The 24,450-nt window shown below is 39.9% G+C and carries 23 protein-coding genes and 1 riboswitch; of the genes, 12 read left to right on the top strand and 11 right to left on the bottom strand.

The window, feature by feature from the left end; genetic code table 11:
• Positions 1–135: 135 nt before the first annotated feature.
• A complete protein-coding gene (locus QM928_RS02045) occupies positions 136–351 on the bottom strand; it encodes a DUF4160 domain-containing protein (RefSeq protein ID WP_311522643.1) in 216 nt (71 codons plus the stop codon).
• Between the two features lie 129 nt (positions 352–480).
• The gene (locus tag QM928_RS02040; RefSeq protein ID WP_000471833.1) at positions 481–732 is read right to left on the bottom strand and encodes a hypothetical protein; all 252 of its coding nucleotides are present in this window, start codon (positions 730–732) and stop codon (positions 481–483) included.
• A 245-nt stretch (positions 733–977) separates the two neighbouring features.
• On the opposite strand from QM928_RS02040, the gene QM928_RS02035 reads away from it, so the two are divergent.
• Complete coding sequence (locus QM928_RS02035; RefSeq protein WP_311522608.1) at positions 978–2,522, top strand: peptide chain release factor 3; 1,545 nt, start codon at positions 978–980, stop codon at positions 2,520–2,522.
• 1,095 nt (positions 2,523–3,617) lie between these two features.
• Here QM928_RS02035 and QM928_RS02030 read toward each other — a convergent pair.
• From QM928_RS02030 to trkA, 9 genes are all read right to left on the bottom strand, one after another.
• Positions 3,618–4,946 (bottom strand): dipeptidase, encoded by a 1,329-nt coding sequence (locus QM928_RS02030; protein WP_414294449.1) that lies wholly within the window; start codon positions 4,944–4,946, stop codon positions 3,618–3,620.
• Positions 4,947–4,963: 17 nt separating this feature from the next.
• Positions 4,964–6,472 (bottom strand): YfcC family protein, encoded by a 1,509-nt coding sequence (locus QM928_RS02025; RefSeq protein ID WP_414285292.1) that lies wholly within the window; start codon positions 6,470–6,472, stop codon positions 4,964–4,966.
• 93 nt (positions 6,473–6,565) lie between these two features.
• On the bottom strand, positions 6,566–7,513 hold the full coding sequence (gene arcC, locus QM928_RS02020; protein WP_281335144.1) for a carbamate kinase: 948 nt from the start codon (positions 7,511–7,513) through the stop codon (positions 6,566–6,568).
• Positions 7,514–7,771: 258 nt separating this feature from the next.
• Positions 7,772–8,785, bottom strand: coding sequence for an ornithine carbamoyltransferase (gene argF / locus QM928_RS02015; RefSeq protein WP_414285311.1), 1,014 nt, complete (start codon positions 8,783–8,785; stop codon positions 7,772–7,774).
• Between the two features lie 67 nt (positions 8,786–8,852).
• Positions 8,853–10,082 (bottom strand): arginine deiminase, encoded by a 1,230-nt coding sequence (arcA, locus tag QM928_RS02010; RefSeq protein WP_153225069.1) that lies wholly within the window; start codon positions 10,080–10,082, stop codon positions 8,853–8,855.
• 355 nt (positions 10,083–10,437) lie between these two features.
• Positions 10,438–11,130, bottom strand: coding sequence for a CPBP family intramembrane glutamic endopeptidase (locus QM928_RS02005; protein WP_075232049.1), 693 nt, complete (start codon positions 11,128–11,130; stop codon positions 10,438–10,440).
• Positions 11,131–11,191: 61 nt separating this feature from the next.
• The gene (locus QM928_RS02000) at positions 11,192–11,824 is read right to left on the bottom strand and encodes a hypothetical protein (protein WP_281335143.1); all 633 of its coding nucleotides are present in this window, start codon (positions 11,822–11,824) and stop codon (positions 11,192–11,194) included.
• A gap of 163 nt (positions 11,825–11,987) precedes the next feature.
• Entirely contained in the window at positions 11,988–13,427 is a 1,440-nt protein-coding gene (locus tag QM928_RS01995; protein ID WP_414294448.1) for a TrkH family potassium uptake protein, read from the bottom strand.
• A gap of 3 nt (positions 13,428–13,430) precedes the next feature.
• Positions 13,431–14,780, bottom strand: coding sequence for a Trk system potassium transporter TrkA (gene trkA / locus QM928_RS01990; RefSeq protein WP_414294447.1), 1,350 nt, complete (start codon positions 14,778–14,780; stop codon positions 13,431–13,433).
• A gap of 393 nt (positions 14,781–15,173) precedes the next feature.
• Between trkA and QM928_RS01985 the strand changes: the two genes are divergently transcribed.
• The 11 genes from QM928_RS01985 (at position 15,174) to ilvA (ending at position 24,414) form a co-directional block, all read left to right on the top strand.
• Complete coding sequence (locus tag QM928_RS01985; protein WP_045763706.1) at positions 15,174–15,677, top strand: tRNA (cytidine(34)-2'-O)-methyltransferase; 504 nt, start codon at positions 15,174–15,176, stop codon at positions 15,675–15,677.
• 48 nt (positions 15,678–15,725) lie between these two features.
• Positions 15,726–15,944, top strand: a riboswitch (FMN riboswitch).
• Between the two features lie 158 nt (positions 15,945–16,102).
• Positions 16,103–16,666 carry an ECF transporter S component gene (locus QM928_RS01980; protein ID WP_248034657.1) on the top strand — a complete coding sequence of 188 codons (564 nt, stop codon included), beginning with the start codon at positions 16,103–16,105 and terminating at the stop codon, positions 16,664–16,666.
• Positions 16,656–17,306: a phosphatase PAP2 family protein gene (locus QM928_RS01975; RefSeq protein ID WP_414294446.1), complete on the top strand. Its 651-nt coding sequence runs from the start codon at positions 16,656–16,658 to the stop codon at positions 17,304–17,306. Before QM928_RS01980 ends, QM928_RS01975 begins: the two co-directional genes overlap by 11 nt.
• A gap of 26 nt (positions 17,307–17,332) precedes the next feature.
• Positions 17,333–17,752: a chromosome partitioning protein ParB gene (locus QM928_RS01970; RefSeq protein ID WP_153225062.1), complete on the top strand. Its 420-nt coding sequence runs from the start codon at positions 17,333–17,335 to the stop codon at positions 17,750–17,752.
• A complete protein-coding gene (locus QM928_RS01965; protein WP_194251830.1) occupies positions 17,727–18,209 on the top strand; it encodes a GNAT family N-acetyltransferase in 483 nt (160 codons plus the stop codon). Before QM928_RS01970 ends, QM928_RS01965 begins: the two co-directional genes overlap by 26 nt.
• Before the next feature lie 193 nt (positions 18,210–18,402).
• Positions 18,403–18,828: a 50S ribosomal protein L11 gene (rplK, locus tag QM928_RS01960; RefSeq protein ID WP_001085808.1), complete on the top strand. Its 426-nt coding sequence runs from the start codon at positions 18,403–18,405 to the stop codon at positions 18,826–18,828.
• Positions 18,829–18,924: 96 nt separating this feature from the next.
• A complete protein-coding gene (rplA, locus tag QM928_RS01955) occupies positions 18,925–19,614 on the top strand; it encodes a 50S ribosomal protein L1 (RefSeq protein WP_001085672.1) in 690 nt (229 codons plus the stop codon).
• A 211-nt stretch (positions 19,615–19,825) separates the two neighbouring features.
• Positions 19,826–21,526, top strand: coding sequence for an acetolactate synthase large subunit (locus QM928_RS01950; RefSeq protein WP_414294445.1), 1,701 nt, complete (start codon positions 19,826–19,828; stop codon positions 21,524–21,526).
• Positions 21,519–21,995: an acetolactate synthase small subunit gene (gene ilvN, locus QM928_RS01945; RefSeq protein ID WP_001253809.1), complete on the top strand. Its 477-nt coding sequence runs from the start codon at positions 21,519–21,521 to the stop codon at positions 21,993–21,995. The genes QM928_RS01950 and ilvN overlap by 8 nt, the downstream gene beginning before the upstream one ends.
• A gap of 65 nt (positions 21,996–22,060) precedes the next feature.
• Positions 22,061–23,083: a ketol-acid reductoisomerase gene (gene ilvC / locus QM928_RS01940; protein WP_000290683.1), complete on the top strand. Its 1,023-nt coding sequence runs from the start codon at positions 22,061–22,063 to the stop codon at positions 23,081–23,083.
• 80 nt (positions 23,084–23,163) lie between these two features.
• Complete coding sequence (gene ilvA / locus QM928_RS01935; RefSeq protein WP_045763620.1) at positions 23,164–24,414, top strand: threonine ammonia-lyase IlvA; 1,251 nt, start codon at positions 23,164–23,166, stop codon at positions 24,412–24,414.
• Positions 24,415–24,450 lie beyond the last annotated feature (36 nt).

Below are 24,450 nucleotides of genomic sequence, written 5' to 3'. Positions count from 1 at the left end.
TGCAACATTTACTTTAAAAATTGCAAGGGGAGTAGGATGGTTAGCACCTAAGTGGGGCAATAGTTGAATAGTAGGCATTAAAATTGCTAGATAGTTTTTGTTTGTTGTTGATTAGCAAACTAAGATTCTTTGATTTTAATATGCACTCTTTTGGTATTCATTCCATAAATCCTGAAGTTCATCTGCATTTTCTAAGACATATTGCCTTATCATTTTTAGGTCTTTTGCTTTTGCTTTACCATCTCTCAGTTCACCGTTCAGAAACATTGAATCCACTTCTTTTCCGTGGATATAAAAGTGAATATGCGCTTTTTGACCTTTATGGTTATGTTCGTTAGGATGAATTTCAATACCATACTTTTATACTCAATAAAAATCAAAGAGAAAACTAGAAAGCTAGGCACAGGCAGTACTTGAGTACGACAAGCCGACGCTGACGTGGTTTGAATTTGATTTTTGAAGAGTATTAGGAAAGAATATTTAGGCATGTAGTAGTCCCACGTAGTCCTTCCATGTTTCAAGGTAGTTATCGCGATTTAACTCAATTTGCTTTTGAGCAAAACGAATGTCATAGTCTGCCAAGTCCAAATTTTCTAATACTTCTCCAGTTAGAATACTAAAGGTTCCAATTAATTCATCGTCATCATACATGCGTAAAATAGGGTTGCTTGGATTCTTGTAAATATCATCTTTTGTCACTTCTAAATTAGTTACACCAAATTCCTTGAACATGAGTGCTTCTCCTTTTTCTTTTATTATATCATTTTTGCTAGAATTGTCACGGTTTTCGATATATTTGACTACAAGGAATAGCTTTTATTCAAGTATAGTCTAAGTATAGTCTAACATAAAATAGAAATTGAAAAAAATGGCAAAATCCGATATAATGGAGTGTTGAAAGGAATGGTAAAATCCAATGTAGAAATCATTCTTAGTTATTGAAACAAGAAAAATAGAGAATCAAAGAAAGAGAACTTATGAATATTCAAGAAGAAATTAAGAAACGTCGTACCTTTGCCATCATCTCTCACCCGGACGCGGGGAAAACAACCATTACTGAGCAGTTGCTCTACTTTGGGGGCGAGATTCGTGAGGCTGGTACCGTAAAAGGAAAGAAAACTGGGACTTTTGCCAAGTCTGACTGGATGGATATCGAGAAGCAGCGTGGGATTTCCGTTACTTCATCTGTTATGCAATTTGACTACGACGGCAAGCGCGTGAATATCCTAGACACACCAGGGCACGAGGACTTCTCAGAAGACACCTATCGTACCTTGATGGCGGTGGATGCTGCTGTTATGGTCGTGGACTCTGCCAAGGGTATCGAGGCTCAAACCAAGAAATTGTTTGAGGTCGTGAAACACCGTGGCATTCCAGTCTTTACCTTTATGAACAAGCTAGACCGTGACGGTCGTGAGCCACTGGACCTCTTGCAAGAATTAGAAGAAGTCTTGGGCATTGCGAGCTATCCGATGAACTGGCCAATCGGGATGGGGAAAGCCTTCGAAGGCTTGTATGATCTTTATAACCAACGCTTGGAACTTTACAAGGGGGATGAGCGTTTTGCTAGCCTAGAAGATGGAGACAAGCTTTTTGGAAGCAATCCTTTCTATGAGCAAGTCAAAGACGATATTGAGCTTTTAAATGAAGCTGGGAATGAGTTTTCAGAGGAAGCAATCCTTGCTGGAGAATTGACGCCTGTCTTCTTCGGTTCAGCCCTGACAAACTTTGGTGTGCAGACCTTCCTTGAAACCTTCCTCAAGTTTGCTCCAGAACCACATGGGCATAAGAAAACAGATGGCGAAATTGTGGATCCTTACGACAAGGATTTCTCAGGATTTGTCTTTAAAATCCAAGCCAACATGGACCCTCGTCACCGTGACCGTATTGCCTTTGTCCGTATCGTGTCAGGTGAATTTGAGCGTGGGATGAGTGTTAATCTGCCTCGTACTGGTAAGGGGGCTAAACTGTCTAATGTCACTCAGTTTATGGCGGAAAGTCGTGAGAATGTGACCAATGCCGTGGCAGGTGATATTATTGGAGTTTACGATACCGGTACTTATCAGGTTGGGGATACTTTGACAGTTGGAAAAAACAAGTTTGAATTTGAACCGCTGCCAACCTTTACTCCTGAGATTTTCATGAAAGTTTCTGCTAAGAATGTTATGAAGCAAAAATCCTTCCACAAGGGAATCGAGCAATTGGTGCAAGAAGGAGCTATTCAGCTTTATACCAACTACCAAACAGGTGAATATATGTTGGGTGCCGTTGGTCAATTGCAGTTTGAAGTCTTCAAACATCGTATGGAAAATGAGTACAATGCAGAAGTGGTTATGAGCCCAATGGGTAAAAAGACCGTTCGCTGGATCAAGCCTGAGGACTTGGATGAACGGATGTCATCTAGTCGTAATATCTTGGCCAAGGACCGTTTTGACCAACCAGTCTTCCTCTTTGAGAATGACTTTGCCCTCCGTTGGTTTGCGGACAAGTATCCAGATGTAGAGTTGGAGGAAAAGATGTAGATCTCCAAAGTTACTTGATTGTGTAACAATCTAAGTAACTAACGCCAAGTTTCTATGGAACTTGGCTAGGCGCTCCACTAGTAAAGTTTTACGAATATTATCGATTCGTAAAACTTTACGTCGTAACGATTAGATAGTGTATGTCCTAACTGCCTTGCTAACTACATTTGGCAAATATGATCGATTTGCTAAACTCTGTGTCGTAATCCAATAATCGGTAACCGCTATGGCGGTTTACCTAAACGCTTCACTAGGAAAAATCCACGAATGGTATCGATTCGTGGATTTTTCCGTCGTAATGGTAAGGAAGCGGTCTAGCTACCTGCCTTACTAACTGCGTTTGGCAAATGAAATTGATTTGCTAAACTCCGTGTCGTAGTTCAGTAAATTTATGTGGTTGTATAACAATCTAAGTAACTAACGCCAAGTTTCTATAGAACTTGGCTAGGCGCTCCACTAGTAAAGTTTTACGAATATTATCGATTCGTAAAACTTTACATCGTGATGGGTAGAAAGTGGCCTGATTGCCTTACTAACTCATCGACGAAAAATAATCGTTTTCTCCTCTTCGTGTCGTAATCTATCAATTGGTAACCGTTAAGGCGATTTGCCTAAACGCTTCACTAGGCAAAACCCGCGAATGGTTTTGATTCGTGGATTTTTCCGTCGTAATGGCAAGGAAGCAAAGTGTCTGCCTATCTCACTAACTTCGTTTGGCAAATATGATCGATTTGCTAAACTCCGTGTTGTAGTGTAACAATCGGTAACCGCTATGGCAGTTTGCCTAGTAACAGAAAGGAAGCGGTCTAGCTGCCTGCCTTTCTAACTACGTTTGGCAAATAAAATCGATTTGTAAAACTCAGTGTCGTAACGTGTAGAAAGTGGCCTAGCTAACTGCCTTACTAACTTCGTTTGCCAAATAGAATCGATTTGCCAAACTCAGTGTCGTAGTGAAAAAGAGTATCTGAGTTTGTAACTTACCTTAAAACTATTGCAAAAAGCCAAGAAAATCCCTTCCTTGGCTTTTGTTGTGACTTGCTATTTAGAATTTTCCTAAAACTCCGTCCCGATTTGGGACGGAGTTTAGGAGGTCTTTTAGGTCGCTAATCGGTAAACAGCTTCAGCATAGATATCCATAGCCTGATAGAGATCATCTAAGATAGCATATTCATTTGCTTGATGTTCTGTTTGCTCTCTTCCTGGGAAGAGGGCGCCAAAAGCGACACAGTTTGGCATCGTACGTGCAAAGGTTGCACCGCCAGATGATAGAGCGGGACTCTTGTCACCAGTTTTTTCTTCATAAACTTGCATGAGAGTAGTGACGAGCATACTATCTCTTGCCACGTAAAGTGGTGCTAGGTAGTCAAATTCTTGGTAGCTAAGTTGGTAAGCTTTTGCGCACTCTATCAGCTGATGAACAAGGGCATCCTTGTCTGCAAGGACTGGGATTCGGATATCAATTCGAATCTCAGAACTTTCGGGAGTAATGGTTAAGGCGGCCACATTAAAGGATAAATGTCCAGAAGGCTGGTCGCTGATATCACCAAAGATTCCTTTTCCTTGACCATCTTGACCAACTTCTTTGGCAAGAAATGTAAGTGCAGGATGGGATTGAATAGAATCAAGGATGGTGGCTAGACGAATGACTGCATTAATCCCTTGACTGGCATCCTTGGCATGCTTAGATAGTCCTAGAACAGTAAGGGACTGATCATTTTGTTGATAATCATAACAAGCAACTACTAGACCTTCTTGGAGTTGTTCCATAAGTGGTCCTTGATAAGTTGCCTTATCAGGTACGACATTAAAGGCTCCACCTATATCTAAGGAGAGTTGTTCTGACCCAGGTCCATGAAGTTTGACTTGAAGGAGCCCTTTTTCTGCATAGGTTAATGGGAATGATGAGTCAGGAGCAAATCCCATGCTGGCCTGTTCTTCAATGGCATTATATCTTGCCATACAACGCCAAAGGGTTTCTTCATCAGTACCAAATATGAAACGAACCCGTTTTTTGAATTGAATTCCTTGGTCAAGCAAGCTTTTGACTGCGTAAAGGGCTGCAAGAGAAGGTCCTTTATCATCCTGCGCACCCCGACCATAAATCCGTCCATCTCTGATACTAGCTTCAAATGGAGGAGTTTCCCAGTCTGTCAAATCGCCTGCAGGAACGACATCTAGGTGGCAGAGGATAGCAAGGAGATCCCCCTCACCAACTTCTGCATAACCATAATATCCTTGAGGATCCAGATAGGTTTTAAAACCAAGTTCTTGACACAAGTCCAGAGTTTTTTTCAGGACATCTTGAATGGCTTGACCAAAGGGAGTGCCATTTTCGCCTTCATTGAGAACAGAAGGATAAGAGATGATTGTTTTCAAACTTTGAAGAAAATCTTCTTTGATTGATTCTGTAATATAGGATTTCATCCGTATTTCCCTCTTTACTATAAGAATGGCACTAAGGTACCTAAGATGAGAAGTAGAATACTTGCAACGACAATGACGATGACGAGTTTTCCAACAAATTTCCACCAAGTTCCAAGGCTGACACGACCAAGAGCAAGAGCACCCATAACAATACCTGAAGTAGGAGTCACAAGGTTAAGGACACCAGATGCAGATTGGTAGGCAGTGACGATAAGACTTGCTTTAACATTGACGAACTCTCCAAGAGGAGCCATGATACCCATAGTTGCACTAGCAAGACCAGATGAAGAAGGAATAAGGAAGGACATAGGTAGGTAGAAGATATAGGTCAATACGATGAAGACTTGAGGAGAGAGACCTTGAAGGCCAACTTCACCCCAGTGTAGGATGGTTGCAGTAATCATACCATCGTTCATGATAACTTGGATACCACGAGCAACCGCACAAATCAAGGCAACTGAAAGTAAATCTGCAGCACCAGTTAGGAAGGTTGAGACAATCTTGCTTTCTTTGAGACCATAGACAACCCCGATCAAAATCCCCATAACGGCAAAGAGCATAGCGCCTTCTGGGAAGTACCAGCTACCAAATGGTAGAGCAGATGAACCGATAACTCCTCCAATTACAGGAAGGCCGATTAACCAATTCTTGAAGTCTTCAAATACAGTAACATGCAAATCAACCCAAGGGATGAAACTTGCAATCATAATGATAAAGGTTAATACAAATAAAGCGAGGACATGTTTTTGTTTCTTGCTCAAAGTAGATGGTGCATCATCATTTTCTGAAACATTGAAGTGTTTGATATCTTCTTCGCGTTGAGCGTAAACGAGTGATTTAGTCGGATTTTTCTGAATCTTTTCTGCATAACGATAGACAAAGTAAGTGCTGATACCTGTCATTACAAACCAGAAGATAACACGGAGAATAACCCCATCCATAGAAGAGATTCCTGCAGTATCAGAAGCGATAACAGTAGCAAATGGATTCAATGTAGATGCCAAACAACCAACTTGAGAACCTAGTAAGATGATGGCTACGGCAGTGATACTGTCAAAACCAACTGCCATCATTACAGGAATAAGAAGGGGATAGAAGGCCATGGTTTCTTCTCCCATACCATAGGTAGTTCCTCCAAGTGCGAAGAGGGGCATGAGGATGAGAATCAACATTTTTTCGCGGCCCTTGTATTTTTTAACGATGGAGGCAATCCCTACATCGAGTGTACCAGTAGCGTTTACGACACCAAGGAAACCTCCGACCATAAGGATAAAGAAGGCAACATCGATTGCTGCGCTAGTTGGTTCGTGACCGAGCATGGCACGAATTGGTGCCATAAAGACATCGTAAATCCCTTGAGGATTTGAGTCAACAGTTTGATAGGTACCTGCGATGAGGTTACCTGCTTCATTGGTATCATACTTACCTGCAGGAATGACCCAGGTCAAAAATGCCATAATGGCAATGATGATGATCAAAACAGTGTATGATGAGGGCATTTGAAACCTTTTTTTATTTTCACTCATTTGTTTTTCCTCCTAAACTATGTCACACAGTATAAAAACGAATGATGTGGCAAGAGTGCTGACTAAACTTTCTTGAAAGGTATGACTAAACTATTATTCTTTCACGATGATTGTTCCGCTATCAGATTCAATCAAGGCTCCCAAATTGCTGAGGGAAGTGATGACGGCTTTTCCTGCTGGACGATTGGTCACAAAATCAATGGCAGCTTGGATTTTTGGTAGCATACTACCAGGAGCAAATTGCCCCTCTTTGATGTATTCTTGAAGTTGGTTAACAGTTACCTGCTCCAATTTTTCTTGATTTGGTTTGTTATAGTTGATATAGGCATAATCGACGCCAGTTAAAATGATGAAGAGATCTGCTTCGACTAGCTCTGCCAAGCATTGCGATGCAAAATCCTTATCGATGACAGCTTCTACTCCTGAGAAGTAACCGTTTTCATTTTTGGTTACAGGAATACCTCCACCGCCTGCTGCGATGACAATTTGTCCCTTATCTAAGAGTGCGCGTATACTATCGATTTCTTTGATATAAACAGGTTTTGGAGAAGCCACTACCTTACGCCAGCCACGTCCTGCATCTTCTTTAAAGTTAGCCCCAGTTTTTTCGCTTTCTGCTTTAGCCTCTTCTTCTGAGTAGAATGGACCAATGGGTTTACTTGGATTGAGAAAGGCAGGATCATTCTTGTCCACGACAACTTGTGTGACAACAGAAACGACAGTTTTATCAAGATGAATATCCTGTAAAGCATTTTCCAGAGCATTCTGGAGCCAAAAACCGATGCTACCCTCAGTCATAGCAACAAGTGAATCGAGAGGAAAGGCAGGATTTTTTTCGGAATTCGCTGCTAGGTGTTGGAGGAGAAGGTTACCAACTTGCGGTCCATTGCCATGGGTGATAATCAATTCATCACCATTTTGGATGAGTTTCACCAGATGGCGTGCTGTTTCTGCCAGAGCGGCTTCTTGAGCTTGAGCAGATGGATCTGTGGAAAGAATGGCATTTCCTCCAAGAGCGACAACGATTTTACGATGAGACATGAGCGCTCCTTTCTTTTGGATGAACAAAAGCTAATTTTGGTTAAAAGCTTGGATTTGGAAATTGAGAAGAAAGACTTTGTAGGGACGAGTTGAGTTGGAATTTCGAAATGCGAATAACTGGAAGGCAGTTACTTGTTATGAGGTTTTTGCTTGAATGGTGACTATTGGGGAATTCCAACTCAGAGCTCGTAACTATTACAAAAAGGGACCGGACTAAAACACTAGTCTCAGCCCCTAAGCTGTTTCTTATAGTGGGTATCACACTTTAGGAATGTAGAGATTTCCTAGTGTAGCAGTCATAACGGCTTTGATGGTGTGCATACGATTTTCTGCTTGATCAAACTGACGAGCATATTTGCTATGGAAGACCTCATCAGTTACTTCCATTTCTTTTACGCCAAATTTCTCAGCTACTTGTCTGCCGTAGATTGTGTTCGTATCATGAAAGGCTGGTAAGCAGTGAAGGAAGATTAAGTTTTCATTGCCTGCTTTCTTAACAAGATCCATATTGACTTGATAAGGTTTTAGCAAAGCGACGCGTTCTGCAAACTTATCTTCTTCGCCCATAGATACCCAAACATCAGTGTAAAGGACATCAGCCCCTTTTACAGCTTGATCAGCATCTTCTGTGATGAGGATGTGAGCCCCACTTTCTTTGGCATATCCCTCAGCCAGTGCAACAACTGCTTGATCTGGGAAGAGTTCTTTTGGTGAAAAGACATGAACGTTCACACCAAGGATGGCTCCTGTTACTAGAAGGCTATTGGCAACATTGTTACGACCGTCACCACAGTAAACCAATGTCAAACCTTCAAGGTGTCCGAAATTTTCTAGTACTGTCAAGTAGTCTGCAAGCATTTGAGTTGGGTGCCATTTATCCGTCAAGCCATTCCAAACAGGAACACCAGAAAATTTAGCTAATTCTTCAACCATATCTTGACTAAAACCACGGAATTCAATACCATCAAACATACGTCCCAAAACTTTTGCGGTATCTTCCGTAGTTTCTTTTTTACCTAGTTGAATATCGTTTGCCCCCAGGTATTCTGGATGTGCACCAAGATCGATTGCAGCAGTTGTGAATGCTGCGCGTGTACGGGTAGAAGTTTTTTCGAATAAAAGAGCAATATTTTTACCAGCTAGATAGCGGTGTTCGATGTTTCGTTTTTTAAGATCCTTCAAGTGAGCTGAAAGTCCAATCAAATATTCGAGCTCTGCACGGGTAAAATCTTTTTCAGCTAGAAAACTTCTTCCTTGAAATACTGAATGTATCATTCTATATATCCTTTTCTAACAAGCATGATTCTGCTAGCAGATGCTAGGCAGAAATAGGAAGAATTTAAATGTCTTCGCGTTCAAACGGCATTGACATACAACGAGGTCCACCACGACCGCGTACCAACTCCCTGCCGCGAATCTTAATGAGACGAAGTCCATGTTCTTCAAGTTTCTTATTGGTCACAGTGTTGCGTTCATAAACAACTACGACACCTGGTGCGATAGCGAGTGTGTTAGAGCCATCATTCCATTGTTCACGAGCAGCTGCAACGATATTCCCATCACCACAAGGAATGAGTGTAACTTTTTCTAAACCAAGGTTTTGAGCAAGGAGCTCTGCTAAATCTCCTTTTTCTTCAACAATCTTGAGTTCTTCATTTTCGTAAGTGACGGAATAGACGCGAAGATTGCCTTGGATTTCTGGGTGGATTGTAAATTTGTCATAGTCTACCATGGTGAAGACAGTATCCAAGTGCATGAACTTACGGCTGTTTGAAAATTCAAAAGCTAAAACTTTCTTGAAGCCAACATTCTTTTTGAAGATATTAACCAAAAGTTTTTCGATAGAAGCGGCATCAGTCCGTTGAGAGATCCCAACTGCTAGGACATCTTTTGAAAGAACAAGTTCATCTCCACCTTCAATCCGAGTAGTTTCTTCACGGTTATAGATGAGCTCTACTTTGCCACCATAAATTGGGTGATGCTTGAAGATGTACTTACCATAAAGTGTTTCGCGATTGCGTGTATCGGCGTACATGTGATTAAGTGATACTGCATTCCCGATAGTCGCAAATGGGTCGCGGGTGAAGTAAAGATTTGGCATTGGATCAATGGCAAACGGATAGTCAGATTCAACCAAGTCAGTTAATCCTTTGCCTTCTTCAGGGATGTCAGGTAATTCAACTTTTTGAACACCTGCCATTGTTTTCTTGATCAGTTCAAGATTGTCGTCAATATCATGAAGCAGTTTTCGGATGGCATTTTTAGTTTGTCGACCACGAATATTTGCTTCGTTGAGATATTCTTCGATGAACTGGTCGCGTATTTCTGGAGAAGTTAATGATTCAGCAGCCAACTGTTCAAGATAGAGCACTTCGATTCCTTCGTCACGGAGTGCTTGAGCAAAGGCGTCGTGTTCACTTTGGGCATCTGCTAAAAATGGAATGTCATCAAAGAGCAACCTCTCAAGGTGATCTGGCATCAAGTTTTCTAATTCTTGACCCGGACGGTGCAACATAACTTTTTTCAGTTTCCCAATTTCTGAGAAAACATGAATTGGATGTGAAGACATGTGTATCCTCCTTTTTTTCTCGTGTGTACCAAATGATATTGGTATCGCTTACAAGTTAATAGTATCACAATTTAATATGCATTACAAGGGATATGATAAGGCCTAAAAGGCTTTAAAATGGCTATTTTAAAGGATTTCTTACATTTTTTTATAAGATTATTCATAGACATGTATGTTAATTTAACTTATTTTTATATTCTATAAAATTTATGCATAAAAATATTTTTAAAATTTTTTTAAAAAAATTTTGAGATTGTAGAAAAAAGTGGCTTTTCTGAGGTGAAAAGTTTGTTGAAATAAAAAAATCCCTTAGACTAGGACGATTGATCTAGCCTAAGGGAAGAATAGTTGGGTATTAGATACCGAAATTTTTCATAAAAATTGTAAAGAGTGCCAGTAAGATGAAACTGATACTATTAAGTAGCATATGGACTGAGATAGACATTTCCAAACGTCTGGTACGATAAGCAGTCCAAGTGAGGACAGCAGACATCCAGCCATAAATCAAGAAGGAAGGGAGATTAGAAGGTCTGTGTGCAAGGAGGAAGATCAACCAACCAATAACATAGCCAAACTTTTCGTAGCCTTGGAAGAGTTTGGTAGGAATAATCCCGCGACAGATGATTTCTTCACAAATAGGTGCGATTAAAACGATGAGGAAGAAACTGCTAATCAGAGAGCTTTCAGAAATAAGGTTGTTAATTACTTGCTGATTAGAAGTTGTTGTTTGTTTTATGAGTTGTAGCCAGATGCCACCTACAAGATTTCCAACAAAGATTGTCAAATAACTCAAAACAATACGAGGGACATCGTTAATCGCTAAGAGTTTAGGTTTAAATACCAGCAACTTGCTCTTATGGGCACCGAACAAAAAGATGGCGATGACAAGAATCGAAATAAGAGCTACGATAAGTGTTGACCAGATAGGATCGATCTGACTTAGTGCTAGTAGAGCTAGAGTTTGCATCGGGATTTGAGAGAGAAAGATAGCTACTAACAAGATCCCAAACCAAGCGAGTCGTTTACGAAAATCCTTAAAAAAGTTCATTGATATGTCTCCTAAAAAATTTTATCTAATTATAGCACAATTGCTGAGAAGATTCTATTTGTTACCATAAGAGCAAAGTACAGACGACAAATAGAATATCCCGAATCAAATGACCGTAGAATGATACCTCCTGTCTCAAATTTTTTGGGAATAAAAAACTGAGAAATAGAGCACCAAGGCCAATATAAAAAGCAATCGATAAAATGGTGATTGGATTACGTAGGAAGATTAAAATAGAAATGATGATGACGGAAAATCTCACTTCCTTGCTACTGGAATCTTTTTGTAACCTTCTCCATTTTTTCAAGGGGAGAAAGGTAACGAGATCAACTCCAAAGAGAAAAAAGAAGGAGGGAAGGATGAGTTCTACAGCTTCTTTTTGAAGTAAGTTAACAGTGACGATACTCTCTGACAGAACAAGTCCGACACCACAGAGATTGACAATAACCATCATACTATACAATAAAAAGATAAAGCGACTCCTATCAATCAGTCTATCTCTTTTCAGGTTGTGACTAGATAAATAATGCATAAAGGCACAAGACCCAGATAAGCCCAATAAAGCTAGTAGAAAATAAAAACAGGATTGTTTGAGGGCTAGAGAGGTTCCAGACCAAAAGATACAACTACAAAGTGCCAGTTGGATTAAGGCAAAGAATAAGAGTAGTCGAATTGATTTCATGACTTTTTCCATAAAGTATCCCCTATATTTTTTTCTTATTATAGCTAAAAGATAGGAGAGAAAAATCCTTAAATTCCCAATTGTCGATTTTTAGAGCTGTCTTGTCTTTTGAGCCCTAAAAATCCCCCTTCAAGGGTTTCTTGAAGAGGGGAGATAGGGTGTACAGTTGATTGTTCTAACGTTTAGACCAGGTTCGCTTCATAAAGAGTAGTATGATTGGATAGATTTCAAGACGTCCTGCAATCATAGCAAAGGATAGTAGAAGTTTTGAAAATGGACTAAAAATTGAGAAACTTGCAGTTGTTCCTAAAATAGGACCGATATTGTTAAAACAACTGAAAACAGCACTCGTAACAACCATTAAATTATTGGTATCTAAACTGACGATGAAAATCAAACTGAGTAAAATCATGATATAAACCACAAAGTACTTCAGAATCTTGTGCTGGGTATCCTTATCAATAACCGTTTGATTAACCTGAAGGGTTAACACACGGTGAGGTGATATGGTAGACAAGACTTGATTTTTAGCAATTTTAGATAGGATGACTCCGCGAATAACCTTGAGACCACCTGCAGTGGAGCCGGCAGAACCACCAATTGCCATCAGCATTAGCAAGATGTATTGAGAGAACAAAGGCCAGTTCGTGATATCCCCATATCCAAAACCGGTAGTGGTAATGATGTTAGATACTTGGAAGAAGGCCATCTCAAAGCTTTGTGAAACTCCGCTATAGAGGTGGAGTGTGTTAAGCGTGATTAAGCCAGTTGATATGGCTACAATCAAGAGATAGGCTCGGAGTTCTTCATCAAAAAAGAATTCCTTAATACGACGGAGCATGAGATAGTAGTAGAGGTTGAAATTGACACCAAACATCAAAACCCCGATACTTGTCAGATAGGTAATGAGAGAACTGTGATAGTGGGCAATACCGTCGTTATAGACAGTGAAACCTCCAGTTCCAGCGGTTCCCATAGCAATAACAAAACTATCGTAGAGTGGCATCCCAGCAAGGTAATAAATAACTACAAAGAGGGCAAACATAGCCAGGTAGAGGATGTAAAGGATTTTGGCTGTATTTTTTAGCTTAGACACAACCTTACCAAATACTGGTCCTGGAACCTCAGCCTTCATAACTTCTAGGTGACTATTTTTAGCATTGTCCATAATAGCTAGGGCAAAAACCAGCACCCCCATCCCTCCGATAAGGTGAGTAAAACTCCTCCAAAATAGAAGGGAACGGCTTAAGACAGAAACATCATTTAAAATGGTTGCTCCCGTTGTTGTGAAGCCAGAACTAATCTCAAAGAAGGCGTCTATCATATTGGGAATTTGTCCTGAAAAGACAAATGGAAGGGCACCAAAGAATGACCAGAGAATCCAACAGAGAGCAACAATTAAGACCCCTTCTTTTGCATAGATTCGCTGTTTTTTAGGCTTACTGATAATTCCCAGAAGACCTAGAACAACAAGGATTCCGATGGTAGAGAAAAGAGCTGTAAAAACTTGACTCGATTCTTGATAATAAATAGCAATGCTAACTGGAACTAAGAGTAGACCAGCCTCGATCAAGAGTAGCTTTGCAAGAAGAAATCGTACCATACTTCTATTCATAGCTTACCTCTCTAACAGATCATAGATCTTGGTGATATTTGATAGTAGTGTGATGACAACTAACTTATCACCGACTTGAAGGCTATCTTCACCTGTTGGGAAGATTGTTTTTCCGTTGCGGATAATAGCAGCAATTAAAATATCTTTTTTGAGTTTCAATTGAGACAAGGGTTTGCCAGTCATTTTATTGGCTTCCTTGATGAGAAATTGAAGAGTCTCAATATGTCCATTTGCAAGGTGGTGCATCGCTTGAAGATCTGAATATTGGGCATTGGCACGACCGTGGATAAAGTGCATGATAGTATCTACAGCGATGGTTTTGGGTGTGATAATACTAGAAAACTCAGGTGCATGGATAATCTCTAAAAGGCTAGTTCGATTGACCTTGGTGATGTTTTTCTGAACACCAACACTATCTAAGAACATAGATGTAATAATGTTTTCTTCGTCAACGCCAGTGAGGGTTGCGACAGCATCGTAGTGTTGGGCGCTTTCTTCTAGGAGGATATCTTTTGCGGTTCCATCACCTTGCACAATATAGAGTTTGGGATATTTTTGGCTGAAAAATGCTGCACGATCTGGATTAAGTTCAATGACCTTGGTATCAATACGGCTATCTTTCAAAATACCAACAAGGTAGTAAGCGATTTTTCCAGCTCCAATAATGAGTAAACTTTTAACGACACGAGATTTGACATAGTTATGAAAAAGCATCATGTCTACACGATGACCTGTTACAAAGATACGGTCTTTATCTTCTAAAATAAGGTCGCCACTAGGGATCATCAGTTTATGATCGCGCTCAATGGCACAAACGATAACATTACCAAACTTTTTACGGAAATCAACAATAGACATCTGACAAATATTACTATCAATTCGAACCTTGAATTCCATCAAACTAACCAAACCACCTACAAAACGCTCAACAGAAAGAGCGTTTGGGAAGTCGATGATGTTAGCAATAGCACGAGCCGCTAGGAGTTCTGGATTGACAATGAGAGAGAATCCGAGAATATTTTTTTCTTTGAAATAGGGGTTGGAATACTCAGGATTGCGGACACGGACGATGGTTTCTTTAGCCCCCATCTTTTTAGCTAAGACAGCAGAGACCATATTGACCTCGTCATATTGAGTCATAGCGATGAAAATATCGCAGTCTTGAACATTGGCAGCTTCTAGCATGGCAAAGTCAGCCCCATTACCTGCAATTCCAATAATATCAAAACGGCTTGTCATGTAATTAAGAACGGTTTCGTTCTGTTCAATTAAGACAACATCATGATTGTCAGCGACAAGTGAACGACAAAGGGCAGAACCAACTTTCCCCCCTCCGACAAGAATAATCTTCATGTTATATAACCTACTTTTTCAATATGTATCTATCATACTCTTTTTTAGAATAAAATGCACTCGGCAACCGACTCTTTTCATTATTAGGGTGGGAAATTGTCCCATTGATAATCTTCCTTATTAAAAATTTAATATATAAATCAGCTATTTTCGTGTAATTCTAATGAATATAGAAGCATTTTTAACTAATGTAAATATGTTTGTAAAAAAATTGAAAAAATCAAGTCATTTCTATTGACAATCAAGCTGAAAGTGATATACTAAAACAGTAGTTTCGCTGATTTACTTCAAACCTGTTGTGAGGTAAGTTAACGATGCCTTAACCACGCTGTTTGCTGAGCTAGACTCCGGGCAGTGTGGCTATTTTTTTGCACTAGTGAGAGGAAACAAGGCATGGCAAATCACATTGTATTATTTGAACCCCAAATTCCACAAAATACGGGTAATATTGCTCGTACCTGCGCAGCAACGAATGCGCCCCTTCATATTATTAAACCGATGGGCTTTCCGATCGATGACCGTAAGATGAAGCGAGCAGGTCTAGATTATTGGGACAAGCTTGAGATTCATTTTTATGATAGTTTGGCCGATTTTATGGAAAAAATGGATGGTCAGCTCTACTTGATTTCCAAGTTTGCAGAAAAAGTCTATTCAGATGCAGATTTCACGACAGAAGGAGATCATTATTTTCTTTTTGGGAGAGAAGATAAGGGCTTGCCTGAGGAATTTATGCGTGAGCATCCAGAAAAAGCTCTCCGCATTCCCATGAATGATGAGCATGTTCGTAGTCTCAATGTTTCAAATACAGTTTGTATGATTGTTTATGAAGCACTTCGTCAACAAAACTTTGCGGGTCTCGAACTGGTTCACACTTACGAAACAGATAAGTTGAAATAAACACTTAGATAAAATGCTTGCGCTTGCAAGCTTTTTTTGTTATCATAAAGGGGTCTTCAGGGCAGGGTGAAATTCCCGACCGGCGGTAAATTTGACTAGCTATTTTAGCTTTCTCGTCGTTGTCTTGTCTCGATATACTTTAAGTATTATCTTCGACTACGACGCCTAGATAAATCTAAAATATCTTAGCCAAATAAGTCCGCGAGCGCAAGCTGATGTGGTGAGATTCCACAACCGACAGTATAGTCTGGATGGGAGAAGACGAAAGAATGGCTTTGTCTATTCTAATTGATTTTTTATAGGTAAATTGCAACCGCTTGCTAAAAAAAGAGTGAGGGGGAACTTTTGGAATATAAAAATAAAGGATAGATAGAGGAATCCTTTCCAACTTCTTCTGATTTTATAGAAAATTGGAGGAACCTGTTATGACAAACACACGTCGACTTTCGACCATTGCAATTCTATCAGCACTTTCATTTGTGTTGATGTACTTTGACTTTCCGCTTTTGCCAGCGGCATCCTTTTTGAGGATTGAGTTCAGTATTTTACCGGTCCTTGTGGGCTTGGTAGTCTTGGATTTACCAGCAGCTTTTGGAGTGCTTTTCCTTCGGTCCTTGTTGAAAATCCTTCTGAACAATCAAGGGGTTAGTACCTATATTGGTTTACCGATGAATATTGTTGCCTTGGGAGTCTTTGTACTTGCTTTTGGTTTGATTTGGGAAAAAGAGCGAACAACCATGCGTTTCGTCCTAGCTTCACTAGCTGGTACGCTTGGTTTAACTCTAGCTATGCTAGTTCTAAACTATGTTTATGCTGTTCCTTTGTACGCTAAGTTTGCTAATTTTGATATTGAGAAAATCTTAGGATTGAGCAACTACCTGATGACTATGGTTTTGCCTTTTAATCTGATTGAAGGTATTATCTTTGCCATCTCTTTCTGGTTGTTGTTTGTCCTTTTGAAACCAACTTTAAAATACTATGAAAGATAAACAAACATTTATGATGAAGGGCTCTTTTGCCCTTTTACTTTTTATGATTATTGGCTATATTGTCAAATTTTATCCAGAAATGCTGGTCGGTTTTGATCAGCCGATTCAGACTGCCATTAGAGGTGATTTACCTGAGACCTTAACGCTTCTTTTTCGGGCAATTACGCACTTAATTGATATCCCAGTCATTATTAGCTGGGTTTTAATTGTAGCTTTTATATTTTATCGTAAGCAATGGAAGATGGAAAGTTATCTCATGCTGGGGAATTTGACTTTAGCTGGAATCTTAATCGTAACTTTTAAAAATATCTACCAAAGACCACGGCCAGAAATTCTACACTTGGTAGAAGAAAAAGGTTTTTCTTTTCCAAGCGGACATTCTCTGGCAGTAACGATTATGGTTGGATCTTTGATTGTGATTTTGAGCCAACGGATTAAGAATACAACCTGGAGAAAAGTCGTGCAAATCGGACTTGGTATATACTTAGTCAGTGTATTGGTATCAAGAATTTATCTGGGAGTTCACTACCCATCAGATGTGATTGCCAGCCTTTGTGTAGGCCTAGGAGTTTTGTTTATGGAGTTTCCTTTCTACGATAAACTGCGTTTTCAATGGCGCTTCAAAGGAAAGCAGAAGTAGGAATTGCCCCTTCTTGAGGAGATAAAATGGAAGTCAACATAAAAGATCTTCATCCGACTCAACTATACTTATCAGAAAAGAAGTTACAAGATATCCAGATGCTTTATCAGTCGAAAGAAAAGCCCAATATCAATCCAATTAGCGTTCTTGCGTTTGGAAATTGCTTCTTGATTACAGATGGCCATCACAGGGCTTATCAGGCTTTGTTGGTAGGCCAGGATACAATTTCTGCTGAGTGGGATAGAGATGGAGGTGATGAACTATATCATCTCTATGCGCAAGCTTGTGAGAAAAGAAAGATATACTCTGTTCTGGATTTAAAAAATCATATCTTACCTCAAGATGAATATGAAGCAAGATGGTATAACTGGTGTGATGGTTTTAATCAAGCAGCGGAGCTAGTATTAGGAGTAGAAAATGATGACAAAAATCATTCAGATAGATAATTCCTTGCGTCTAGTTCCCTATTTTTTAGCAGATCATCATGATGCAGCTTTGGCCTGGTATCAAGATATGGATTTGGTGGAACTTGTAGACGGTATTAAAATACCCTATAGTTCAGAAAAATTAAATGCCATGTATTCCTATTTAGAAAGACACGGGGATTTGTTCTGGATTGAGTTTCGAGAAAAGGGAGAGTGGCTTCCAATTGGGGATGTCACCTTATCTCAGGAGAATCTTCCTATTGTGATTGGCAATCCAACTTATCAACATCAGGGACTTGGACGCAAGGTTTTGAAGGCTTTGATTGATCTAGCTCGGCAAAAGGGTTGGAAACAATTGAAAGTTCAAGAAATCTACACTTTCAACCGTATCTCTAGAAGATGTTTTGAGTCTCTTGGATTTGTGGAAAGTGGTACTACTGAAAATGGAGTGAGCTTTGTACTGACTTTGATTGAATGAATTCACTCCATCGTGATAGAAGATTCTGAAGATTGATTTCACCAAAAAATTGTAACATAAAGAAATATCAAAAATAAAAATTTCTCTTGCATTTTTTAAAAAATAGTGTATAATAGATGGGTATGTGTAAAGCATACTTGTGGGAGGTAAAAATCTCTAAATTACCGCCAAAACCACAAAGGAGGATTTAAAAATGGCTAAAAAAGTCGAAAAACTTGTAAAATTGCAAATCCCTGCTGGTAAAGCTACACCAGCTCCACCGGTTGGACCTGCTCTTGGTCAAGCTGGTATCAACATCATGGGATTCACAAAAGAGTTCAACGCTCGTACTGCTGACCAAGCTGGTATGATCATTCCAGTTGTTATCTCAGTATACGAAGACAAATCATTTACTTTCGTTACAAAAACACCACCAGCTGCTGTTCTTTTGAAAAAAGCTGCAGGTGTTGAAAAAGGATCAGGTACACCTAACAAAACTAAAGTTGCTACAGTTACTCGTGCACAAGTACAAGAAATTGCAGAAACTAAGATGCCAGATTTGAACGCTGCAAACATTGAGTCTGCAATGCGTATGATCGAAGGTACTGCTCGTTCTATGGGATTCACTGTTGTTGACTAATCAATAACATCCCTATATAACCCGCAAGACTTCATCATTTCGAGAAGTGACGTGGGAGATGAAAATCGATTGAACCACTTACAAGGAGAATAGAAAATGGCTAAAAAAAGCAAACAACTTCGTGCTGCTCTTGAGAAGATCGACAGCACAAAAGCATACAGCGTAGAAGAAGCTGTAGCTCTTGCAAAAGAAACTAACTTCGCAAAATTTGACGCAACTGTAGAAGTTGCTTACAACCTGAACATCGACGTGAAAAAAGCTGACCAACAAATCCGTGGAGCAATGGTATTGCCAAACGGTACTGGTAAAACAGCTCGCGTTCTTGTATTTGCACGTGGTGCAAAAGCTGAAGAAGCAAAAGCTGCTGGTGCAGACTTCGTTGGTGAAGATGATCTTGTTGCTAAAATCAACGACGGTTGGTTGGACTTCGACGTAGTTATCGCTACGCCTGACATGATGGCTCTTGTTGGACGTCTTGGACGTGTCCTTGGACCACGTAACTTGATGCCAAACCCTAAAACTGGTACTGTAACAATGGATGTTGCTAAAGCAGTTGAAGAGTCTAAAGGTGGTAAAATCACTTACCGTGCAGACCGTGCAGGTATCGTACAAGCGATCATCGGTAAAGTTTCATTTGAAGCTGACAAGTTGGTTGAAAACTTCAAAGCATTCAACGAAACAATCCAAAAAGCTAAACCAGCTACTGCTAAAGGTACTTACGTAACAAGCTTGACAATCACAACTACTCAAGGTGTGGGTATCAAGGTTGACGTTAACTCACTTTAATTAGTAATGATTTAACATGAAAGGTTGAAGACAAGTTTGTCTCAACCTTTTTTCTATTAAAAAATAAAAATACGTATAAACTTTCTAATCTATTTGATATTGTAAAGTATCTAGATAGAAAATTCAGAAAATTTGCTCTTTTCCCTTGAAAATTTTTGAAAAAATGGTATCATAGTAACAAGCTATTTTTAAGAGAAGAGAAAGGGGAACGATGGAGAAAATCATTTTAGACTCACCTAAGTCGGGATCGGATCTTGTTTTGGAAACACTTCGTGACTTAGGAATCGATACGATTTTTGGTTATCCTGGTGGAGCGGTACTTCCTTTATATGATGCTATTTATAATTTTAAGGGAATCCGCCATATTCTAGGTCGCCATGAGCAGGGCTGTCTTCACGAAGCTGAAGGTTATGCTAAGTCAACAGGAAAACTGGGTGTTGCAGTCGTCACAAGTGGACCAGGAGCTACAAATGCCATTACAGGGATCGCAGATGCTATGAGCGATAGTGTTCCCCTTTTAGTCTTTACTGGCCAAGTGGCACGTGCTGGAATTGGGAAAGATGCTTTTCAAGAAGCTGATATCGTTGGTATCACCATGCCAATCACTAAGTATAATTATCAGGTTCGAGAAACTGCGGATATTCCACGGATTATTACGGAAGCTGTGCATATTGCGACTACAGGTCGTCCAGGGCCAGTCGTCATTGACCTTCCAAAAGATGTTTCTGCGCTTGAGACAGACTTTATTTACTCTCCAGAGATAGATTTACCAAGTTATCAGCCAACACTTGAGCCAAATGACATGCAGATCAAGAAAATCTTGAAACAGTTGTCTAAGGCTAAAAAGCCAGTTTTGCTAGCTGGTGGTGGGATTAGTTACGCTGAGGCTGCAGCAGAGTTAAATGAATTTGCAGAGCGTTATCAAATTCCTGTTGTGACAAGTCTTTTGGGACAGGGAACAATCGCAACTAGCCATCCACTATTTTTGGGAATGGGTGGAATGCACGGTTCCTTTGCAGCTAATATTGCCATGACTGAGGCTGACTTTATGATTTCTATTGGTTGTCGTTTTGATGACCGTTTGACAGGAAATCCTAAAACCTTTGCTAAGAATGCAAAAGTAGCGCATATAGATATCGATCCTGCAGAGATTGGTAAGATTATCGCAGTTGATATTCCGGTTGTTGGTGATGCGAAAAAGGCTTTGCAGCAGTTGCTAGCTGAGCCAATTGTTCGAAACAATACTGAAAAATGGATTGAAAAAGTTACCAAAGATAAGAATCGTGTTCGTTCATATGATAAGAAAGAACGTGTTGTACAACCCCAAGCAGTTATTGAACGTATCGGTGAGTTGACCAATGGTGACGCCATTGTCGTAACAGACGTTGGGCAACACCAAATGTGGACGGCTCAATACTATCCTTACCAAAACGAGCGTCAATTGGTTACGTCAGGTGGTTTAGGAACTATGGGATTCGGAGTCCCTGCAGCTATTGGTGCTAAGATTGCCAATCCAGATAAAGAAGTTGTTCTCTTTGTCGGAGATGGTGGTTTCCAGATGACCAATCAAGAATTAGCAATCTTAAATATTTACAAGATTCCAATCAAGGTCATCATGCTTAACAACCACTCACTTGGAATGGTCCGCCAGTGGCAAGAAGCCTTCTATGATGGTCGAACTTCTGAATCAGTCTTTGATAGCCTTCCAGATTTTCAATTGATGGCACAGGCTTACGGGATTAAGAATTATAAGTTTGATAATCCTGAAACTCTTGAGAAGGATTTGGAAGTCATCATGGAAGATGTACCAATGTTCATCGAAGTAGATATTTCTCGGAAAGAACATGTTTTACCGATGGTACCAGCTGGTAAGAGTAATCATGAGATGTTGGGGGTGAAGTTTAATGCGTAGAATGTTAACAGCCAAACTTCAAAACCGTTCAGGTGTTCTCAATCGCTTCACAGGAGTCTTATCGAGACGTCAAGTCAATATCGAAAGCATTTCTGTTGGCGCAACGGAAAATCCTAATGTATCACGAATTACCATTATCATTGATGTTGCCTCACATGATGAAGTGGAGCAAATTATCAAACAACTTAATCGTCAGATTGATGTGATTCGCATTCGTGATATCACGGATCAACCCCACTTAGAACGAGAAGTGATTCTTATAAAGGTTTCAGCTCCTGCTGAAAAACGTGCAGAAATTTTGGCTATTATCCAACCTTTCCGTGCAACAGTAGTCGATGTAGCTCCAAGTTCCATTACCATTCAGATGACTGGGAATGCAGAAAAGAGTGAAGCCTTAATTCGAGTGATTCGACCATATGGTATTAAGAATATCGCTCGTACGGGTGCAACTGGATTTACCCGCGACTAAAAATCCAACTTAAATTTGTTAAACTAGCCTAAAAGGCAATAAATAATAGAAAAGAGAGAAAAACTATGGCAGTTCAAATGGAATACGAAAAAGATGTAAAAGTAGCAGCACTTGACGGTAAAAAAATCGCCGTTATCGGTTATGGTTCACAAGGTCATGCTCACGCTCAAAACTTGCGTGATTCAGGTCGCGATGTGATCATCGGTGTACGTCCAGGTAAATCTTTTGATAAAGCAAAAGAAGATGGTTTTGACACTTACACAGTAGCAGAAGCAACTAAATTGGCTGATGTTATCATGATCTTGGCACCAGATGAAATCCAACAAGAATTGTATGAAGCAGAAATTGCACCAAACTTGGAAGCTGGTAATGCTGTTGGATTTGCACATGGTTTCAACATCCACTTCGAATTCATCAAAGTTCCTGCAGATGTTGACGTCTTCATGTGTGCTCCTAAAGGACCAGGACACTTGGTACGTCGTACTTACGAAGAAGGATTTGGTGTTCCAGCGCTTTACGCTGTCTACCAAGATGCAACAGGAAATGCTAAAAACATTGCTATGGACTGGTGTAAAGGTGTTGGAGCAGCTCGTGTAGGTCTTCTTGAAACAACTTACAAAGAAGAAACTGAAGAAGATTTGTTTGGTGAACAAGCTGTACTTTGTGGTGGTTTGACTGCCCTTATCGAAGCAGGTTTCGAAGTCTTGACAGAAGCAGGATATGCTCCAGAATTGGCTTACTTTGAAGTTCTTCATGAAATGAAATTGATCGTTGACTTGATCTATGAAGGTGGATTCAAAAAAATGCGTCAATCAATTTCAAACACTGCTGAATACGGTGACTATGTATCAGGTCCACGTGTAATCACTGAACAAGTCAAAGAAAACATGAAAGCAGTTCTTGCGGACATCCAAAATGGTAAATTTGCCAACGACTTTGTAAATGACTACAAAGCTGGACGTCCAAAATTGACTGCCTACCGTGAACAAGCAGCTAACCTTGAAATTGAAAAAGTTGGTGCAGAATTGCGTAAAGCAATGCCATTTGTCGGTAAAAACGACGATGATGCATTCAAGATCTACAACTAATTTTTAAGAATATAAACAGAAGGCGAGTTGGGGGGAACCTAACTCGTTTTTTATCTTGAAAACTCATCGAGGAGGAGATTATGCTAAGTGCAAAAGATGTGGTGAAAGCCCACAAGGTTTTGAGTGGTGTAGTAGCCAATACACCACTTGACTACGATCATTATTTATCCGAAAAATACGGAGCGAAAATTTATCTTAAAAAGGAAAATGCTCAACGTGTCCGTTCTTTTAAAATTCGTGGGGCTTATTACGCAATTTCCCAATTGACAAAAGAGGAACGTGAACGTGGTGTAGTGTGTGCTTCAGCGGGAAATCACGCTCAAGGAGTTGCCTACACATGTAATGAGATGAAGATTCCTGCAACAATCTTTATGCCAATTACGACACCTCAACAGAAAATTGGTCAGGTTCGTTTCTTTGGAGGAGATTTTGTAACCATTAAATTAGTAGGGGATACTTTTGATGCTTCAGCCAAGGCTGCTCAAGACTTTACCGTAGCTGAAAATCGTACTTTTATTGATCCCTTTGATGATCCTTATGTTCAAGCTGGTCAGGGTACGGTAGCCTATGAAATTTTAGAAGAAGCTCGTAAAGAATCTATTGAATTTGATACTGTCTTGGTACCTGTTGGAGGCGGAGGTCTCATTTCAGGTGTTTCTACTTATATTAAAGAAACAAATCCTCAGATTGAGGTCATTGGAGTAGAGGCTGAAGGTGCTCGTTCTATGAAGGCTGCCTTTGAAGCTGGAGGACCGGTTAAACTTAAAGAAATTGATAAGTTTGCGGATGGGATTGCCGTGCAAAAAGTAGGACAGTTGACCTATGAAGCAACACGCAAACATGTAGAAACTCTTATCGGAGTGGATGAAGGTTTGATTTCTGAGACCTTAATTGATCTTTATTCTAAACAAGGAATTGTAGCAGAACCTGCGGGGGCTGCTAGTGTTGCAGCCCTAGAAGTATTATCCGATTATATTAAGGGCAAGACCATTTGTTGTATCATTTCTGGAGGGAATAATGACATCAACCGTATGCCAGAGATGGAAGAACGTGCCTTGATTTATGATGGTATCAAGCATTACTTTGTAGTGAATTTCCCACAACGTCCGGGAGCACTTCGAGAGTTTGTAAATGATATCTTAGGACCTCATGATGATATTACTCGTTTTGAATATATCAAACGAGCTAGCAAGGGAACTGGTCCAGTACTAATAGGGATTGCACTTGCTGATAAACATGATTATGCGGGATTGATTCACCGGATGGAAAAATTCGACCCGTCTTATATTAACTTGAATGGGAATGAGACCTTATATAATATGCTTGTTTAATATGCTATGAAATTTTTATCATATTATTTGCCTAAC

Origin of the sequence: Streptococcus infantis (genome assembly GCF_047460405.1) — a bacterium.
GTDB lineage: Bacteria > Bacillota > Bacilli > Lactobacillales > Streptococcaceae > Streptococcus > Streptococcus infantis_Q.
Note: the sequence above shows the minus strand (reverse complement) of the source record. Positions and strands in the feature narration are given on the sequence as shown.

Excerpts from the sequence above, each read along its gene's own strand:
- QM928_RS01975 (WP_414294446.1), top strand. The coding sequence starts at position 16,656 with ATGAAAGATAAACAAACATTTATGATGAAGGGCTCTTTTGCCCTTTTA.
- ilvN (WP_001253809.1), top strand. The coding sequence starts at position 21,519 with ATGCGTAGAATGTTAACAGCCAAACTTCAAAACCGTTCAGGTGTTCTC.
- arcC (WP_281335144.1), bottom strand. The coding sequence starts at position 7,513 with ATGTCTCATCGTAAAATCGTTGTCGCTCTTGGAGGAAATGCCATTCTT.
- QM928_RS01965 (WP_194251830.1), top strand. The coding sequence starts at position 17,727 with ATGACAAAAATCATTCAGATAGATAATTCCTTGCGTCTAGTTCCCTAT.
- QM928_RS02025 (WP_414285292.1), bottom strand. The coding sequence starts at position 6,472 with ATGAGTGAAAATAAAAAAAGGTTTCAAATGCCCTCATCATACACTGTT.
- QM928_RS02005 (WP_075232049.1), bottom strand. The coding sequence starts at position 11,130 with ATGAACTTTTTTAAGGATTTTCGTAAACGACTCGCTTGGTTTGGGATC.
- QM928_RS02035 (WP_311522608.1), top strand. The coding sequence starts at position 978 with ATGAATATTCAAGAAGAAATTAAGAAACGTCGTACCTTTGCCATCATC.
- QM928_RS01985 (WP_045763706.1), top strand. The coding sequence starts at position 15,174 with ATGGCAAATCACATTGTATTATTTGAACCCCAAATTCCACAAAATACG.
- arcA (WP_153225069.1), bottom strand. The coding sequence starts at position 10,082 with ATGTCTTCACATCCAATTCATGTTTTCTCAGAAATTGGGAAACTGAAA.
- QM928_RS02000 (WP_281335143.1), bottom strand. The coding sequence starts at position 11,824 with ATGGAAAAAGTCATGAAATCAATTCGACTACTCTTATTCTTTGCCTTA.
- QM928_RS01980 (WP_248034657.1), top strand. The coding sequence starts at position 16,103 with ATGACAAACACACGTCGACTTTCGACCATTGCAATTCTATCAGCACTT.
- rplA (WP_001085672.1), top strand. The coding sequence starts at position 18,925 with ATGGCTAAAAAAAGCAAACAACTTCGTGCTGCTCTTGAGAAGATCGAC.
- trkA (WP_414294447.1), bottom strand. The coding sequence starts at position 14,780 with ATGAAGATTATTCTTGTCGGAGGGGGGAAAGTTGGTTCTGCCCTTTGT.
- QM928_RS02030 (WP_414294449.1), bottom strand. The coding sequence starts at position 4,946 with ATGAAATCCTATATTACAGAATCAATCAAAGAAGATTTTCTTCAAAGT.
- ilvC (WP_000290683.1), top strand. The coding sequence starts at position 22,061 with ATGGCAGTTCAAATGGAATACGAAAAAGATGTAAAAGTAGCAGCACTT.
- QM928_RS01970 (WP_153225062.1), top strand. The coding sequence starts at position 17,333 with ATGGAAGTCAACATAAAAGATCTTCATCCGACTCAACTATACTTATCA.
- rplK (WP_001085808.1), top strand. The coding sequence starts at position 18,403 with ATGGCTAAAAAAGTCGAAAAACTTGTAAAATTGCAAATCCCTGCTGGT.
- QM928_RS01995 (WP_414294448.1), bottom strand. The coding sequence starts at position 13,427 with ATGAATAGAAGTATGGTACGATTTCTTCTTGCAAAGCTACTCTTGATC.
- QM928_RS02040 (WP_000471833.1), bottom strand. The coding sequence starts at position 732 with ATGTTCAAGGAATTTGGTGTAACTAATTTAGAAGTGACAAAAGATGAT.
- QM928_RS01950 (WP_414294445.1), top strand. The coding sequence starts at position 19,826 with ATGGAGAAAATCATTTTAGACTCACCTAAGTCGGGATCGGATCTTGTT.
- ilvA (WP_045763620.1), top strand. The coding sequence starts at position 23,164 with ATGCTAAGTGCAAAAGATGTGGTGAAAGCCCACAAGGTTTTGAGTGGT.